Annotated in this window: 15 protein-coding genes; 9 read left to right on the forward strand and 6 right to left on the reverse strand. The window is 67.0% G+C overall.

The features are described from left to right. Window positions 1-4: 4 nt before the first annotated feature. The 4 genes from G6N23_RS02895 to G6N23_RS02910 are packed head-to-tail and all read right to left on the reverse strand — an operon-like array spanning window position 5 to window position 3,549. The gene (locus G6N23_RS02895) at window positions 5-871 is read right to left on the reverse strand and encodes an alpha/beta fold hydrolase (protein WP_085261684.1); all 867 of its coding nucleotides are present in this window, start codon (window positions 869-871) and stop codon (window positions 5-7) included. A 16-nt stretch (window positions 872-887) separates the two neighbouring features. Beyond that, on the reverse strand, window positions 888-1,280 hold the full coding sequence (locus G6N23_RS02900) for a Rieske (2Fe-2S) protein (protein WP_085261685.1): 393 nt from the start codon (window positions 1,278-1,280) through the stop codon (window positions 888-890). A 1-nt stretch (window position 1,281) separates the two neighbouring features. Further along, entirely contained in the window at window positions 1,282-2,424 is a 1,143-nt protein-coding gene (locus G6N23_RS02905) for an amidohydrolase family protein (protein WP_085261686.1), read from the reverse strand. A 27-nt stretch (window positions 2,425-2,451) separates the two neighbouring features. After that, window positions 2,452-3,549 (reverse strand): amidohydrolase family protein, encoded by a 1,098-nt coding sequence (locus tag G6N23_RS02910; RefSeq protein WP_173675044.1) that lies wholly within the window; start codon window positions 3,547-3,549, stop codon window positions 2,452-2,454. A 270-nt stretch (window positions 3,550-3,819) separates the two neighbouring features. Between G6N23_RS02910 and G6N23_RS02915 the strand changes: the two genes are divergently transcribed. From G6N23_RS02915 to G6N23_RS02955, 9 genes are all read left to right on the forward strand, one after another. After that, window positions 3,820-4,890, forward strand: a complete 1,071-nt coding sequence (locus tag G6N23_RS02915; RefSeq protein WP_085261688.1) for an acyl-CoA dehydrogenase family protein — start codon at window positions 3,820-3,822, stop codon at window positions 4,888-4,890. Then, window positions 4,874-6,049, forward strand: a complete 1,176-nt coding sequence (locus G6N23_RS02920) for an acyl-CoA dehydrogenase family protein (RefSeq protein ID WP_085261689.1) — start codon at window positions 4,874-4,876, stop codon at window positions 6,047-6,049. The genes G6N23_RS02915 and G6N23_RS02920 overlap by 17 nt, the downstream gene beginning before the upstream one ends. A gap of 15 nt (window positions 6,050-6,064) precedes the next feature. Then, a complete protein-coding gene (locus G6N23_RS02925; protein WP_085261690.1) occupies window positions 6,065-7,195 on the forward strand; it encodes an LLM class flavin-dependent oxidoreductase in 1,131 nt (376 codons plus the stop codon). Next, the gene (locus G6N23_RS02930; RefSeq protein ID WP_085261691.1) at window positions 7,192-8,358 is read left to right on the forward strand and encodes a sulfotransferase family protein; all 1,167 of its coding nucleotides are present in this window, start codon (window positions 7,192-7,194) and stop codon (window positions 8,356-8,358) included. The genes G6N23_RS02925 and G6N23_RS02930 overlap by 4 nt, the downstream gene beginning before the upstream one ends. Window positions 8,359-8,365: 7 nt before the next feature. Next, window positions 8,366-9,169, forward strand: coding sequence for a sugar phosphate isomerase/epimerase family protein (locus G6N23_RS02935; protein WP_085261692.1), 804 nt, complete (start codon window positions 8,366-8,368; stop codon window positions 9,167-9,169). Between the two features lie 15 nt (window positions 9,170-9,184). Then, complete coding sequence (locus G6N23_RS02940; protein ID WP_085261693.1) at window positions 9,185-10,393, forward strand: DUF1214 domain-containing protein; 1,209 nt, start codon at window positions 9,185-9,187, stop codon at window positions 10,391-10,393. Window positions 10,394-10,456: 63 nt separating this feature from the next. Continuing rightward, the gene (locus G6N23_RS02945; protein ID WP_234808670.1) at window positions 10,457-11,662 is read left to right on the forward strand and encodes an acetyl-CoA C-acetyltransferase; all 1,206 of its coding nucleotides are present in this window, start codon (window positions 10,457-10,459) and stop codon (window positions 11,660-11,662) included. After that, the gene (locus G6N23_RS02950; protein WP_085261695.1) at window positions 11,659-12,447 is read left to right on the forward strand and encodes an enoyl-CoA hydratase/isomerase family protein; all 789 of its coding nucleotides are present in this window, start codon (window positions 11,659-11,661) and stop codon (window positions 12,445-12,447) included. Before G6N23_RS02945 ends, G6N23_RS02950 begins: the two co-directional genes overlap by 4 nt. 16 nt (window positions 12,448-12,463) lie before the next feature. Next, a complete protein-coding gene (locus G6N23_RS02955; protein ID WP_085261696.1) occupies window positions 12,464-13,762 on the forward strand; it encodes an acyl-CoA dehydrogenase family protein in 1,299 nt (432 codons plus the stop codon). 19 nt (window positions 13,763-13,781) lie between these two features. Here G6N23_RS02955 and G6N23_RS02960 read toward each other — a convergent pair whose 3' ends face one another. Together G6N23_RS02960 and G6N23_RS02965 are read right to left on the reverse strand one after the other, a co-directional pair. Further along, on the reverse strand, window positions 13,782-14,750 hold the full coding sequence (locus G6N23_RS02960; RefSeq protein ID WP_085261863.1) for a phosphotransferase family protein: 969 nt from the start codon (window positions 14,748-14,750) through the stop codon (window positions 13,782-13,784). After that, window positions 14,747-15,532 (reverse strand): SDR family NAD(P)-dependent oxidoreductase, encoded by a 786-nt coding sequence (locus tag G6N23_RS02965; RefSeq protein WP_085261697.1) that lies wholly within the window; start codon window positions 15,530-15,532, stop codon window positions 14,747-14,749. The genes G6N23_RS02960 and G6N23_RS02965 overlap by 4 nt, the downstream gene beginning before the upstream one ends. Window positions 15,533-15,574 lie beyond the last annotated feature (42 nt).

Genomic DNA, 15,574 nt, shown 5'->3' on the forward strand with positions numbered 1-15,574 from the left:
CTCATCAGCGACCCAGGAATTTCAGGATGGCCGGGGCGGCCTGCACCCAGGTGTCGAACATGTTGAAGTGGCTCACTTTTCCGGCAGCCCGCTCCTCACCGGCCCGCTCCCAAGCGTCCTCCGGCCACGGTGGGTCGATCAGTTCGGACCCTTTGATCAGACAGTTCACCTCCAGCGAGGTGCGCTTGGGATGGTCCCAGTCGTTCTCGCCGCCACGGATGATCAGTGTGGGAACCGTGATGCGGTCGAACATCTCGTCGTCCACACCGGGAATCGTCTGTCCCGGCTTGGATACGAAGGCGTTGAGCCAGCGCAGCATCACTTTGAGGAAGTCGTCGCGGTCCAGGTCGAGCAGCCGCTGCTTGTTCGCCGGGTTCTCCTCGATACGTTCCTGCCATTCGCTCAGTCCCAGCAGTGCCTGGGTGCCGCCTCCTCGGACCGCCAGAATGTTGGGCACCACGTAGTAGGACCCCAGGACGAAGGTGCCGTACACGCCGCCGACGATGTTCCACAGCACCAGCTTTGTGGCCAGCTCGGGGTAGAGCATGGTGGTCAGGATGGAGTCCCGCGCTCCGCCCGAGCCGCCGGCGATGACGCACGGCCCGGTGTCCAGGGCGGTGAGCAGCCCGTGCAGTGTCTCGGCGCGCATGTGCGATTCGGATTGGCCGTAGAACTGCACGTCCGAAGCCCCGCAGTTGGGGCGGTCCCACAGCAGCACCCGGTAGCCGCCCTCGACGAGTTTGTCGGCCAGTGGACGCAATCCGGGGATCTCCTTTGAGAACCGGCCACCGGGTGTCAGGACGATCAGATCACCTGTGGCGCCGAGGATCTCGTAGACGACGTTTCCGCCGTTGATTTCGACAGAGGGCACCGAATACTCCTGTGTGCTAGGCCTGGACCAGGACGTCGTTTCCGACGACCCGCACCGGGTAAGTCCGGATGCTCCACTCGGGTTTGACCGCGGTGGTGCCGGTGGCGAGTTCGAAACCCCATTGATGCCAAGGGCAGTGGATGTACTCCAGATCCCGGACCATGGTGGCGTCGCCGGGTGCGGTTTCATCGACGACGGTCCGGCCGCGCAGCCGCCCCGCGCACAACGGCCCGCCCTGATGCGGACAGAAGTTCGCGATCGCGTAGAACGTCCCGTTGATGTTGTAGACGCCGACTCCGTGATGCCCGATCGGCACGAGCTTATGGGTGCCGGAAGGGATTTCGTCAACAGTGGCAACGATGTGCTCGCGGCCCTGGGCCAGCCGGGGCCGCTGGTCGTCGTGACCCATCCTAAAACACCCGAACCTGGCCCTCGAGGGCCGGAACCGTGTCGGGAAGGTGGTAGGTCGCTAGGCCGTTCTTGAACATCACCGCGTCCCGGGCCGCCTTGGGCAGGTGCTTGACCAGCCAGCGCGGGTCATCGAACGTCCAATGCGGGTAGTCGGAGGAGTACAACAGGATCTTCTCGCACTCCATCCATTCCAAAGCGCGCGTCAGCTCCGTCTTGTCCTCCGGGTAGTCCAGCGGCTGGGTGGTGAATTTGATGTGGTCCTTGACGTATTCGCTGGGTTTGCGCTTGATGTCCAGCCACGGCTTGCGGGCCTCGTATATGGCGTCCATGCGCCACATCAGCGGCAGAATCCAGGTGAAGGCGTGCTCGACGAGCACGATGCGCAACGTCGGGAAACGGTCGAAGACGCCGTCGAACACCAGACTCATCACCTGGTTGGCCGCGAGCAGCGAGTAGGTGACCATGAAGTCGTGGTTGTAGCTGGGCATGCCCACCGGCGGCATCGGCAGCTCTTCGTGGTGGCTGCGGGACAGATGGCAGCTGACGGTGATGTCGTGTTTGGTGGCCGCGGTCCAGACCGGGTCGTACTTGGGGTCACCCCACGACGGCCGCAACTCGGCCTTGATCAGGACCTGTGCCATGTACGGGTGGCCGGCCCACCGCTCGATCTCGGCGGCCGCGCCGAACGGGTCCTCGATCGCGACGCAGATCGACCCGCGCCACCGCTGATGCCAATTGTTGTGACTGTCCAGCCAGTGGTTGGCCTGCCAGTCGTTGAGCGCACACGACATCGCGTGCTGCGCTTCGGGGGTCCGCGCCGGGTAGGCGGCAGGCTCCAGAATCGCGTAGTCGGCGCCCGCCTCCATGATCAGTTGTTTGAACGCCAATTCAGGACTGCTGCCGGGGAACTCACCGTCGGCCGGGAAGGCGTCCACCCGCATGGCGAAGGCGTGGGCGTAGTCGGGGGCGTCGTAGTAGATCTGTTCGCCGATCCGGCGGGCCAGGAAGTACTTGCTGCGCCACGGCTCGGGGATGTACTGGGTCAGCTCGCCGCGCCGCGGTACCGGATGGACGTCGGAGTCGACACATCGCACGGCGACGCGCTCGGCCGCCGGCTTGCGCTCTGTGGCTGTCACGGTCATTGTGATCTCCCTTGATCCCACTGTTCTCTAGTGTGCGCCCGCGGCGGCCGGAACGGCAGGAACTTCTATGCCGTAGAGGACACTGGCATTGCGCCAGCACAGCTTGTCGCGTTGTTCGGTGCTGAACGCGCTCGGTACGGACAATTCGTTGCACTGCCAGTGCGGATAGCTCGACCCGTACATCACCATGTCGTCCTTGCCGGTGAAGCCGAACCACTCCCCGGCGAAGTCGGTGTCCCCGGGACCGTCCATGGCGCCCTGCACGAAGTACACGTGATCGGGCAGGTAGTCGCTGGGCATCTCGGGCGCCCACGGCGTCTGTTCCAGGTGCGGTCTGCCGAAGGTGTCCATCCGCCAGATGAACGGGGTCAGTAGGTCCGCGCCGCCGTCGGCCCAGACGAACTTCAGCGACGGCATCCGCTCGAAGACGCCCTCGGCGATCATGTTCATCAGGTGGTACAGGTAGTTGCACGCCATGAAGCTGACGTACTGCTCGTAGGTCCGGGTGCCCCCCGACGGCGTCGGAGAGGCGGCGATGCCCGACCCCACCTCGATGTGCGCGGCCACCGGCAAGCCGGCATCGATGGCCGCCTCCCACAGCGGCCAGAACTGCGGTTTGCCGAACAGCTCGCGGGATTGCAACGGAACGCCGATCTGCACCACTCTGGGGTGGTCCTTCCACCTGTCGATCTCTTTCAGCGCACCGGCGATGTCGTCGGGGTTGACCCGGATGGTGCCGCGGAAACGCTCGCCGTGCTCGCTGTGGTCCAGCCAGCGTGACACCAGGATCTCGTTGTGCGCCGCGGCGATCGCAGAACCCAGATGCCGATCGGGCATGATGCCGCGCGTCATCGGGTGCAGCACCGCCACGTCGACGCCGCGATCGACGAACAGATGCTGAGCGACCAGATCGGGATCCGAGCCCGGGTATTGGCCTTCCGCGCCCTCGGTCCCGGGCGCGTACTCGCCGCCCGGCGCCCCGTACCAGTCCATCTCGTAGTCCGGGAAGCCGCGGCTGCGGTAGGGCTCCCGCAGGTGGCCGCGCAGGTCGGAGTTGGACGCCGCGAAGATGTGCACGCTGGCGTCGATGACGGGCGTGCGGGTGCCGTCCGGGTGTTCGATCATCAACGCCGCCCTTCGCCGTGTCGCCGGACCCCGGCGCCCGCCACGGGGCGCGCTGTGGGGGTCACCGCAAGCCGACACCCATTGTATAGCTGTATTCTTTGCTTGCAAGAACTGGATTCTCATCCTGGTGCGGGCTGCCGGCGCAGGCAGGAGACGCCGCGGTCGCCATGACCCTGCGATGCGGTGCGACAGCACAGTATCTCAGTTTGAGATCATTACATTCACTAACGAGAATGTTATTCTCAACCGACGCGTGGAGGAGGTGACGCAATGCTGTTGGAGTTCGATGACGATCAGCGACTGTGGCAGGGCACAGTGCGCGACGTGGTGGGCAAGCAGTGCACGCCCTCGCTGGTGCGCAGTGTCGCCGAGGCCGAGACCGGCGGTTCAGCGAGGCTCGACGAAGGAGAGGCGAAGCTGGGACCGCCGCATGACGCCGGCGCGGACAGTGCGATCGACTCGTTGTGGAAGGTCTATGTCGATCTGGGCTGGACCGAGTTGCACGAGCCGGAGACCGCGGTAGAGCTGGCGATCGTCCTCGAAGAACTGGGACGCGCCACTGACCCCACGCCCTTTCTGGCGACCATGACACAGTTCGCCCCCCTGGTCGGCGAGCACCATCGCGGCGACGGTTCGGCCGGAGCGGCGATTTTCGGCGGAGTGAGCGCCCACCGCAACGCCGCCGGCTGGGTGCTGGAGGGCACCGCACTCAACGTGCTGGACGGCGACCGGGCCGACCGGCTGGCGGTGGTTGCCGAGGCGGGAGTGTTCGTGGTCGACGCCGCCGCGGTGACGACGCGGAGGGCCTCGGTGTTCGACCCGACGCTGCATGTGGCCGATGTGTCCTTCACCGGGGTCGAGGTGCCCGACACCGCCCGCGTGCGCGTCGATGTCGACCGGGCCCGTCATGTCGCCCTCACCGGCATGGCGATGACGATGGTCGGCGCCTGCCAGCGGATCCTCGATCTGGCGCTCGAGCACGTGCGCGGTCGTCAGCAGTTCGGCGTCCCGATCGGTTCGTTCCAGGCCGTCCAACACAAAGCGGCCGACATGCACGTGGCGATCGAACGTGCCCGTGCGCTGGCGTATTTCGCGGCGCTGACGATCGCGGCTGACGACCCCCGGCGGCGGATGGCGTCGGCGATGGCGAAGGCGGCGGCCGGCGAATGCCAGTCGGTCGTCTTCCGGCACGGGCTGCAGCTGTTCGGCGCGATGGGTTTCACCTGGGAGAACGACCTGCAGTTCGCGCTCAAGCGGGCCAAAGCGGGTGAGCTGATGCTCGGTGGCGCCGCGCAGCACCGTGCGGCCATCGCAGAGGAGTACCTTGCAACTCACGTTTGATCCCGAGGTCGAGGAGTTCCGCGACGAGTTCGCGGCCTTCCTCGAGGCGAATCTGCCCGCCGAGGCCGACACATCGGAGCGGCCCCGGTCGGTGTCGCACATGCCGGAGTGGGCACGTCGCTGGCAGCGGTTGCTGTTCGACAACGGCTGGCTGCTGCCCGGCAACCCGCCGGAGTTCGGCGGCCGTAACGCCACCCTGCTGCAGCAGTTCGTCCACGCCGACGAACTGTGCCGGCGCCGGATCTATCACAGCTTCAATCCGCAGGGTGTGAACATCATTGCGGCGTCACTGCTTTCGTTCGGCACCGACGAGCAGAAACAACGGTGGGCGGTGCCGATCCTGCGTGCCGAGATCACCGCATCGCTGGGGATGAGCGAACCGAGCGCCGGCTCGGACCTGGCGTCCCTGCGGACCAGGGCGGACCGCGACGGTGAGGATTTCATCGTCAACGGCCAGAAGGTGTGGACCTCCGGCGCGCATGACGCCGATGTGCTGCTGACGTTCGTGCGCACCGATCCCGATGCACCCAAGCACAAGGGCATCAGCGTTTTGCTGATCCCCACCGACACCCCCGGCGTGGTGTGCCGCCCGTTCCCCACCATCTGTGGTATCGACGACAAGGACTTCAACGAGGTGTTCTTCACCGATGTGCGGGTGCCGGGGGAGAACCTCGTCGGCCCGCTCAACGGTGGCTGGCGGGTGGCCAACGGATCGCTGGGCCACGAACGCACCATGATGTGGCTGGGCTTCGCCGACCGGCTCGACAACGTGATCGCCGATTTTCGCCCCGACGGCGCGTTGGAACGCGACCAGTTCGCCACGGCCGTCATGGATTATCAGGCGCTGCGCCTGCTGGGCTCCAAGGCGCTGGCCCGGGCCGCCCGCGGCGAGGAGGACGTGCCCGCCCTGTCGGTGCTCAAGCTGCTCGGTTCCGAAGCCGAGATGTACGCCACCGGTTACGCACTGGACGCCGCGGGGTCATCGGGTCTGATCCATCCGGCCAATTCCGGGCCGTATGCGCCGATGAACCTCGACAGCTACTTCGCCAGTTGGTTCGAACGGCACGCCCGGAGTTTCTCGGGCACCATCGCCGGCGGCACCTCGGAGATCCACCGCAACATCATCGCCCAGCAGGTGCTGGGCCTGCCGCGCGGTTGACGCGATAGGACGCCGATGTCATGCGTTCGGCCGGCCGCGTTCCTGCGGACAACCCTCCCCCTGGACCTGTCGACGCTGACCGAGTTCGACACCGGCCGATACCATTCCGTCTGGATGCCCGACCATATGGTCAGCTTCTGGCCGGATGCCTTGTGGACACCGGAATTCACCGACCTGGCCACCGTCTCGCCCTCGCCGCACCGCCATCTCGACGCCCTGGCGGTGGCGGCCGCAGCAGCCGTCCTGACCGAGCGGGTGCCCCTGGCCACCAGTGTGGTGGACACCGTGCGCCGCCACCCGGCATCGCTGGCCCAGAGTGCGCTGACCATCGACCACTTGTCGAAGGGCCGCTTCATCCTGGGACTGGGCAGCGGTGAGCGGGAGAACATCGTGCCCTACGGCTTCGATTTCGACCGGCCGGTGAGCCGTTTCGAGGAAGCGCTGCAGGTGATCCGGCTGCTCTGGGACAGCGACGGACCGGTGGATTTCCAGGGCGCCTTCTACCGCCTGGACCATGCCCGAATGGACACCGAGCCACACGATGGGCGTGTCCCGCCGATCTGGATCGGTGCCAGCGGCCCGCGGATGCTCGACATCGTCGGACGCTATGCCGATGGATGGTGGCCGGCCGGGGCGTGGACCCCCGAGCAGTACGCCGAGATGCTGGGCGCGGTGCGCGAATCGGCCCAACGCGCGGGCCGCGACCCGATGGCGATCACGCCGTGTTTCGTCCAGGTCTGTCTCATCGGCGACGACGACGCGCTCGCCGAGATCGCCCGGAAACCGCTGGTGGCGTCCTTCCTGCTGCAGGTGTCCGCGAAGGTGTTGCGGGGCTTCGGGTTCGATCATCCGATGGGCGAGGACTGGGGCGGATTCCACGACATCGACCCGGCATCGCTGACACGTGAGCGCATTCTGGGCTTCCTCGATCGGTTCGAGCCGGAGGCGCTGCTGGCGATCGTGCCGCACGGAACACCCAAAGATGTCGCCCGGATCATCAAGACGTACGTCGATGCGGGCCTGCGGGTCCCCAAGATCCTGGACTATTCGGCCATGGCCGGACTGGACTTCGCTGCCGCGTCCGCGGCCCGGGTCCGCGAGACCGAAGACGAACTCGTATCGCTGTGCGAAGGCCGGACCGCATGACGACACTCGATGCCGCCGCGATGCTCGCCCGGGCCCAGCGCGAGACCGGATGTGACGACTACGGCGATCCTTCGCTGCCGGAGCGCTTCTCGGTGGCCGTGGCACAGTTGAACGGTTTCGGCCTGGACGCCGACGGCGCCGAACAAGCCCGGCAGGTCTGTCATTGGCTGCTCACTTCCCGGCTGGAGTTGATCGCCGACCGCGGCCGGCACCCGATCGCCGAGGAAGCCATCGACCGGCCGATGTTCGTCACCGGTGAACCGCGCTCGGGCACCACGTTGATGCACGCGCTGATGTCGGTGGATCCGAACGCTCGCGCACTGCGTTTCTGGGAGGTGATGTACCCCTCGCCGCCGCCGGGCCTCGCCGGGCCGGATAACCCGCGCCGTGCTCGCGCCGACGCGGACTGGCGTGAGATCAACGCCCGGCTGCCCAAGTGGCTGCACAGCCACCCCTACAACGACATGCTCGGCGACGGTCTGCCCGAGGACGAACGCACCTGGGCGTTCGACTTCCGGGTGATGACCCCGACGGCGTGGTGGCGGGTGCCGATGCCGGCTGTGGTCGGCGGTCTGCCCGTCGACGCGGCGGCACAGTACCGCCTGCACAAGGCCATGCTGCAGCAATTCCAGTACGCACGGCCGCACAAGTACTGGGTCCTCAAGGGTTTCCACGGTTTCCGGCTCACCGAGCTGTTCGCCACCTATCCCGATGCGAACCTGGTGTGGCTGCACCGAGACCCGGTACAGGTCGCCGCGTCACGCACGATGATGATGGCCGACATCCTCGACGGCATCGTCGGGCCGGTCGATCTGGCGGTCGAGGCCAAAAAACACCTGGAAATGACTCGGGCCGGCATCGCCAACACGATGTCGCACCCCCTGGTCGACGACCCGCGCATCCTGCACGTCCCCTACACCGACTTCATCGCCGACCCGGTTGCGACCGTGCAACGCTACTACCGGTTCTGCGGCCGGCCGCTGACCGGCGAAGCCGAAACCGCGATGCGCCACTACCTGGCCCACAACCGCGGCGACCGGCACGGCAAGTTCCACTACTCGACCAGTGTGCTGACCGACATCGGGGAGGACCTCGACGCGTTGCACGAGGAGTTCGCGCCGTTCCGGGAACGTTTCGGTGTCCGCATCGAGAAGCGCGATTGAGTTGGCGATGCACGAGCGGCTGTCGGTGCACAACGTCACCTTTCTGGGCTCGAGTCCCGCCGAGCTGCAACGTTTTTGGGAGGCGCTTGGGGTGCGGCGGCTGAGCATCCTGGACACGCAGCTGCTCGATCGCGGCTTCACCGGCCTGGTCACGGCCGGCGATTACCGTATCGAGGCGGTCTATCACCTGTTCGGCGGCGGCCGGGTACCGGCGGATGCCAAGCAGATCCGCACCGCCCGAACAGAGCTGGCGCGGCTGATCGACGCCGCCGCCGCTGCTCGGGCCCGGTGCATCTACCTGCTCACCGGCGGCCGCGGCCCGCTCACCTGGGAGCAGGCCGCCGATCGCTTCAGCGCCGCAATCGAACCCTGTGCGCGGCGCGCAGAGGCAGCCGGCGTCGACCTCGCGATCGAGAACGCGTCCAGCCTGTACGCCGATCTTCATCTGGGACACACCCTGCGTGACACGATCACCCTTGCCGAGATGGCGGGCCTGGGCATCTGTGTGGACCTGTTCCACTGCTGGGCCGAAGCCGGGTTGAGCGAGCTGCTGGCACGGGCGCTGCCTCGGACCCGGCTGATCCAACTGAGCGACTACGTGCTCGGCGATCGCGCGCTTCCGGCTCGCGCCGTCCCCGGCGACGGCGCGATCCCGATCCGGCCGGTGCTGGCGCAGGCATTGGCCGCCGGCTATCCGTTCGGGTTCGACCTCGAACTGCTCGGGCCGCGAATCGACCGCGAAGGACCGCTGGCCGCTGCGCAGCGGGCGGGGACAACGGTCACCGCGATGCTCGCCGAGCTGGGCTGCTGAGGAAGGAGTCTGACGATGGCTTTCGGCGACGGTCCCGACGACGCGGCGCTCGATGCGGCGTGGCGCCGGTTCTGCGACCAGCTCAAGGCGGCCGGCCGGCAAGCCTTCAAGGACTACAACGCTACCGCTGGCGTGCAGCGAGCCGACGCGTTCCGATTCCTCACCCAGAATCTCGGGCAGGCGTTCGATCTGGCGCTGGAGACCCGCGACACCCGCTATCCGACGCTGCACACCTTCTGCAACCCGATCCGCAAACTGGGCGGCGACTGCGCCGACTTCACCTACCAGCAAGCCTGGATCGACGGCGAATCCACCTACCGGATCAGCGGAACCCGCGGCACCGCACCGTTTTTCAATATCACCGTACAGGGGCAGCGGACGCCGGGCCCTGGCGTCCTCCACGAGCCGTTCGGCGATGAACCGGAAGCGAACCTCTTCGGCCACCAGCTGACCGCTGAACCGGACGGCACCTTCGAGCTCTACATCGGTGGATCCGAACGTGGGCCGAACTGGCTGCCCACCACCCCGACGACGCGGAAACTGTTCATCCGCCAGGGTTTCGATCGCTGGGATGAACAGCCCGCGCGCCTGCGCATAGAGCGGGTGGACATGACCGCGCCGAAACCGATACCCGGCCCCGAAGCGATGATCGAAGCGATGGGATGGGCGGCGGAGTTCATCACCGGGGCGATGGCCGACTGGCCCGAGTTCCCCTTCACGTACGGCGGAGTCGACGAGACCCGCCCGAACCGATTCCCCGAGATCACCACCACGGACGCGGACGGCAAACGCGGTCGTGCGGCCGCCAACATGTACTGGGAGCTGGCGCCGGACGAGGCGCTGGTGGTCGAGTTCGACGCCCACGAAGGACTGTGGATGGTGACGAACATGGGCGTGTTCTTCACCAGCATGGACTTTTTGTACCGGCCGGTGAGCTACACCCCGAGCCGCGCCTCGGTTGACACCGACGGCAAGGTGCGCCTGGTGCTGGCGCATCGGGACCCGGGCCTGCGCAACTGGCTCGACACGCAGGGTTTCGAACGCGGCAACCTCACCTACCGGCACATGCTGGCCGGTCATCCGGTGCCGCTGGAAACCCGGCTGGTCAGACACGCCGAACTCGCCGCGGTATTGCCCCGCGATGCCGCGCGGGTCACGGTGGCCGAGCGCCGCGCACTGATGTGGGAGCGCTTCAACGGTATTCGCACTAGGTTTCCGCTGTGAGGGCGCGAGCCTGCGTTTCAGAGAAGGGATTCGGAGAGCGTGGATGCACTAATCGTTGACGCGGTGCGCACACCGCGTGGGCGGGGCCGTCCCGACGGCGCGCTGCACGGTGTTCATCCCCAGGATCTGCTGGGTCAATGCCTCACCGCGGCGGCCGACCGGGTGGGCTTCGATCCGACCGATGTCGATGACGTGATCGCCGGCAACGGCATCATGGCCGGCGACCACGGGGACGACATCGCCAGGTTGGCGGTGCTGCTGGCCGGCTGGCCGGAAACCGTGCCGGGAATGACGCTGAACCGGTTCTGCGGATCGGGCCAGCAGGCCATCACCGTGGCCGCCGCCGGGATCGCCGCCGGGCAGCAGGACCTGGTCGTGGCGGGCGGCGTCGAATCGATGTCCCGGTGGGATGTCACCGTCGGTGTACCGACCATCGACGGCGCCAACCCGTCCTTTCGCGCGATGTACCCGACGGTTCCCCAGGGGGTCTCGGCGGATCTGATCGCGTCACTGGAAGGTTTCACCCGAGACGACGTGGATGCTTTCGCCGCGTCAAGCCAGCACCGCGCGGCCGAGGCCATCGCGGCAGGACACTTCGATAAGTCGCTGATCGCCGTCCGTTCGGAGTCCGGTGAGATCATCGCCGGTGTCGACGAACACCCGCGGCCGGGAACGACCGCAGACAAACTCGCGATGCTGCGGCCGGCATTCGAGCAGGCCGGCAGTGCCCGAGTCCCCGGCGAGCAGCTGAGCTTCGACGAGATCTGCGTGAACCGCTACCCCGGAATCGACCGGATCGACCACGTTCACCACGCCGGGAACTCGTCGGGTGTTGTCGATGGCGCCGCCGTGGCAGTGATCGCTTCGCACAGCTGGGTGAACGCGCACGGCGTTGCCCCGCGCGCCCGGATCCGCGCCACCGCGGCGATCGGCAGTGAGCCGATCATCATGCTCACCGCGCCGGGCCCCGCGGCACAGCGATGCCTGGCCAAGGCGGGAATGGATGTCGGAGACATCGATCTGTGGGAGATCAACGAGGCGTTCGCCGCGGTGCCGCTCAAAACGATTCGCGATCTGGGCCTGGATCCGGAACGGGTCAACGTCAACGGCGGCGCCATCGCGCTGGGGCATCCGATCGGCGCGACCGGCGCCATCCTGATCGGCACGCTGCTGGACGAGCTGGAGCGCCGCGACCTGGCCACCGGTCTGGTCACCATGTGCACCGGTGCCGGCATGGGCACCGCGACGATCATCGAGCGAATCCGATGACGCCCGCACCCGAAACCCTCGACATCGAGTCTCCGGCTCCCGGTGTGCTGGTACTGCGTTTGAATCGGCCGAGCCGGCTCAACGCCGTCAACGAGGCCATGCGCGACGAGATCACGGCAACACTGGCGAACATCACCGCCGATGCGGCCGTGAAGGCGGTGGTGATCACCGGGACGGGACGCGGATTCTGTTCCGGGATCGATATGCGCGACTTCGGGCCGGGGATGCTCGAAGCCGATGATCCGGCGATCGACCGGCTGCGCTTCCAGGAGGCCATGGCCGGCTTGGCGCACGCGATACACGCCCTGCCGCAGCCGGTGATCGCCGCGGTCAACGGGCCGTGCGTGGGAGCCGGCCTGGCGATGTGCCTGGCGGCCGATATCCGGCTGTGTTCCACCGCCGCGACGTTCGGCAACGCCGCGATCCTGCTCGGGCTCTCCGGTGCGGAGATGGGTATGAGCTATCACCTGCCCCGCATTGTCGGTGCCTCGGTCGCGGCGGATTGGATGCTCACCGGGCGCACCGTGTCGGCGGAGGAGGCCGATCGGCGCGGGCTGGTGAGCCAGCTGGTCGGCCCGGAGGAGTTGATGGACCGGGCGCTGGAAATCGCCGGGCACGTAGCCGGATTGGCGCCGTTGGGAGTGCAGCTGACCAAGCGGGCCCTGCAGGTCAATATCGATGCCGGCGGGCTGGGCGCGGCGCTGGAACTGGAGAACCGCAACCAGGTCCTCAGCCACGCCACCGAGGATGCGAGTGCCCGTCGCAGCAAATGGACGCAGCAGTAGCGAAAGGATTGATTCAGTGGCATGGGATTTCTCCACGGACCCGGAGTGGGCAGAGCAACTGGAGTGGGTGAATGAATTCGTCCGTGCGGAATGCGAGCCGATCGACCTGATCGTCAAGGAATCCCATGACCTCAACGACCCGGTGCGCCAGGCGCTGATTCCGCCGTTGCAAGAAATCGTCAAGGAGCGCGGGCTGTGGGCCACCCACCTGGGTCCGCACCTCGGCGGCCCGGGCTACGGCCAGGTCAAGTTGGCTCTGCTCAACGAGATCCTCGGCCGGTCGGAATGCGCGCCCATCGTATTCGGGTCGCAGGCACCCGATTCGGGCAACAGCGAGATCTTGGCGCACTACGGCACCCCGGAACTCAAGGCCCGTTACCTGGAACCGCTTCTGGACAACCGCATCATCTCGTGCTTCTCGATGACCGAACCCCAGGGCGGTGCCGACCCCAAGGTCTTCACCACCGCCGCGGTTCCCGACGGGGACCACTGGGTGATCAACGGCGAGAAATGGTATTCGTCGTTCGCGTCGATGGCGTCGTTCCTGATCGTGATGGCCATGACGGACCCGGACGCACCGCCCTACCAACGTCATTCGATGTTCGTGGTGCCGGCCGAAACACCGGGAATCAACGTGCTGCGCGATGTCGGTCTGGGATACCAGCCGCTCGGCGGTGGGGGAAGAGAGGGCTACGTCCGCTACGAGAACGTCCGGGTGCCGGCAGATCACATGCTCGGCCCGCGCGGGGGAGCGTTCGCAGTGGCACAGACCAGGCTGGGCGGCGGGCGCATCCACCACGCGATGCGCACCGTGGGCCTGGTCCGGCGGATCTTCGACATGGTGTGCGAACGGGCGGTCTCGCGTTACACCCAAGGCGAATCGCTGAGCCGCAAGCAGCTGGTCCAGGAGATGGTCGCCGACTCGTGGATGGAGATCGAGGCGTTCCGCCTGCTCACCCTGCAGACGGCGTGGAAGATCGATCAACACAACGATTATCGCGCGGTGCGCGCCGATATCTCCGCGGTGAAGGCGATGATGCAGAAGGTGCTGCATGATGTCTCGGCCCGGGCGCTGCAGATCCACGGTTCGCTCGGGACCTCCCACGAGATGCCGTTCGTTCAGTATCTGACCGAGTCCTTCGTGCTGGGTCTGGCCGACGGGCCCACCGAGGTGCACAAGGTGACGCTGGCGCGGCTGCTGCTCGCCGACACCACGCCGGCACCGGACGTCTTCCCCAGCGAGCATTTGCTGCGGCTGCGGGCAGCCGCTGAAGCCAAGTTCGCGGACAAACTCGCCGGCGTCCCGCGCGAATAGCGCTGCGCTGGACACTCACTCAGCACGCCAGGTGGTCCAGCGCCCTGCCCAGCAGCCGTGGCAGCGTCGCGGCCATCCTCTCCAGCTGCGGATCCGGTGTCGTACGGCGACGGTTGTGTTTGACGATCAACGACCAGGTCGCCGTCGACTTGAAACAGGCCAGTGCCTGAAACCAGCCCAGATCAGGCACGCTGCGGCCCATGGTGCGCCGGTAGTGCGCGGCCAGCTCGTGCACCGGGGGAGTCCGTCCGCGATAGGGGGTGGCCCGGCCGTAGGTCTCCGGGTCGGCGTTGATCAGGAACCAGCCCAGATCGACCCGCGGATCGCCCACCGACCAGATCTCCCAGTCGACAACTGCGGTGATGCGCCCGCCGACACACAGCAGATTGCCCAATCGGAAGTCGCCGTGCACGAGTGCCGGCGGGCCGGGGGCCGGAGTCGTCGAGCGCAGCGCCGCGGCGACGCGTTGCCAATCCGGCACCAGTTCCTGCGGCACGGTGGTCAGGCTGACGCACCACTTGTCGAGTTCGGCAGCCGGCGCCACCACAGGCTCATCGTCCAGCCCGAGTTCAGCCGGGACCAGCCGATGCAGTGCCGCCAGCAGCTGCGCGGCGTGCTGAACCCGTTCCGCGATCACCTCGACCGGACCCGCATCGACGGCGTCGAAGAGCGGCTCGGCCGCCGCACCATCGATGAAGGACATCACGAACAGCGGCGGTATTTCCGGTGGGTCGCCGTGGTCTTCGGCGAGGATCTCGGGCACCGGTACCGCCGTGCCCCCGAGCGTGCGGAGAATCCTGGCCTGGCGCAACACGTCACGGTGGGCGATCGGCGGCAGGCCGGGTGGGGCGACTTTGACCGCGACGCGGCGTCCGGTGAGCGTACCGGCGAACGTCAGGCTCGACGCCCCGCCGGCCAGCGCCCGCAGATCCGAGATCCCGTGTGGAGCGAGCCGCTGCCGCAGCCCGGCGAGAACATCGGCACTCAGCTCAGCGCGCCCATCTCGCGCAGGAACGACTGGGTGTGGGCGATGCGGCCGGTCATGGTGGCCGGGTCGCCGGTGCACAGCAGCAGCGCCGTACGGGTGATCAGTTCGATGTCCTCGGTATCCGTTTTCGCCAGGTCGAGGCTGCCGGCTCCGGGAGTGGCCACCGGGTTGGTGGGGGCTGCGGCGTTGACCGCGATTCCGTCGTCGAACAGCTCGGCCGCAAGGCTTTTCGTCAGCCGGTTCAGGGCGGCCTTGGCCATACCGTAGATCCCGAAGCCAGCGGTGCGGTCGAACTCGGAGAACGGCGGGCCGGAAGGCAAGTCTCCTCCCACCGAGGTGATGTTGAGGATCCAGCCTCGGCCGCGTTCGCGCATGCCGGGGATCGCCAGTTGCGCCAGATGCAGTGGGGCCAGTACGTGCATGTCCAGCATCAGCTGAATTCGCCGTTCGGGAAAGGTATCCAGCGGGCGCAGAAACGTCACGGCGGCATTGTTGACCAGGATGTCGGGCGGGCCGACCTGGGCCACTGTCTCGGCGAACAGCCGTTCGCGGTCGGCGGCCTTGGACAAGTCTGCGGCGATAGCGATCGCGGTGCCGCCGCGGCCGGAGATCTCAGCCTGGGTTTGTGCCAGCGAACCGTCGTACTTGGGATCGGGTTGAGCGGTTCGGGCGGTGAGCACCACCGTCGCGCCTTCCTCGGCCAGGCGCTGGGCGATCGCTTTGCCCAGACCGCGACTGCACCCCGTGACCAGAGCCACCTTCCCGGAGCACCGTGTCGTCACCGCCGCCTACGCCCTTCGTGTGTCGTCAGCAATTGACCGAGG

The sequence above is a fragment of the Mycolicibacter terrae genome, assembly GCF_010727125.1.
Lineage (GTDB): Bacteria > Actinomycetota > Actinomycetes > Mycobacteriales > Mycobacteriaceae > Mycobacterium > Mycobacterium terrae.